Raw genomic sequence first — 1,531 nt, 5'->3', positions numbered from 1 at the left:
CGGCACAAAGGCCCAAAAGAAGGAAAGTCATCATTCTTTCTGACATGCTTCAGGTCGGAAATACTGAAATCGTCTATACAGAAGTTGGCGAACTCCTGAACTTCCACCAAATCGACTTTCTGATCGGAGTCGGTGAAAATATAAAATTGTTCACCAAAAACTACCAAGGTAAATCGGTGTTTTTCCCAAATACAGAAGCATTGATGTCCCATATCTCCAAAGAGGATTTTGAGAATGACCTGATATTGGTGACAGGGGCAAGAAAATTCGGGTTTGAGGTAGTTGTCAACAGGCTACAACAAAGGATTCACGGTACGACTTTGGAAATCAACCTGAATGCGTTGACGCATAATTACAACTTTTACAAAACCCAAATCTTTCCATCCACCAAAGTTATGGTTATGGTCAAGGCTTTTGCCTATGGTGGCGGGGCCGCCGAAATCGCCAACCACTTGCAGCAGTTACGCGCAGATTACCTTGCTGTCGCCTATACTGATGAAGGGGTGGCTTTGAGGGAAGAAGGAATCCGATTGCCGATTATGGTTCTCAATCCGGTTCAGGAATCATTTATCCACTTAGAAAAATTCGATCTTGAGCCAGTGGTGTACAGCCTTGATTTCTTTAAGCAATTGGGAAAGTTTTGTCAAAACAGAAATATCCGCATGAAGATCCATTTGGACATGGACACAGGGATGCATAGACTCGGTTTTGAAAAAGAGCATATTCAAGAATTGATTTCAATGATTAATAGTTATCCACAATTGATCATTGAGAGCATATATACCCATCTAGTGGGTGCCGATGAGGAAATACACAGGGATTTTTCGTTGGAACAGCTTCGATCATTCCTTAGCATGTGTGACACCATCGGTGCAAGCTTAAGTTATAAACCGCTTCGACATGCATTGAATTCGGCCGGAATCATACAGTTTCCGGAGTATCAGATGGATATGGTGAGGTTGGGAATAGGGCTGTATGGGGTTGAAGTTTCCGGGAAATTTGAAACCCATCTCAAATCGATCAGCACCCTGAAAACTACTATTTCCCAAATCAAATCCGTCCCCAAAGGCCATAGCATCGGGTACAGCAGAAAAGGTATTATGGAAGAAGACGGGAAAATCGCAACTATCGCATTGGGCTATGCAGATGGCTATGACCGCAGGTTCAGCAATGGCAAAGGATTTGTCCTCATCCATGGGAAAAAGGCCCCTGTCATCGGCAATGTCTGCATGGATATGACCATGGTCAATATTACCGGAATAGAGGCCAATGAAGGAGACGAAGTGATTATTTATGGACCGGGGATTTCTTTGAAAGAACTATCCGAAAGGATCGGAACCATACCCTATGAATTGCTCACCAATATCAGCAGCAGGGTCAAGCGGGTTTATTATCTGGATTGAAGAAATTTAGTATTTCTTTTTTATCAAACCTTAGCCTCCATTGAAACCTAAATCAATTAATTCTTTTTTCTCCAAGCCTGATTTGGTATCTTTACATTATGTAAGCACTTGAATATCAAATTTGACCT

At 42.1% G+C, this 1,531-nt stretch carries 1 protein-coding gene; it reads left to right on the top strand.

All coding sequences use genetic code 11. The features are described from left to right. The coding region (gene alr, locus ACZFYI_RS20315) for an alanine racemase (RefSeq protein WP_462525941.1) at positions 1-1,403 on the top strand (1,403 nt) is incomplete at its 5' end. Positions 1,404-1,531: the final 128 nt, after the last annotated feature.

This window comes from Aquiflexum sp., assembly GCF_977115555.1.
Note: the sequence above shows the minus strand (reverse complement) of the source record. Positions and strands in the feature narration are given on the sequence as shown.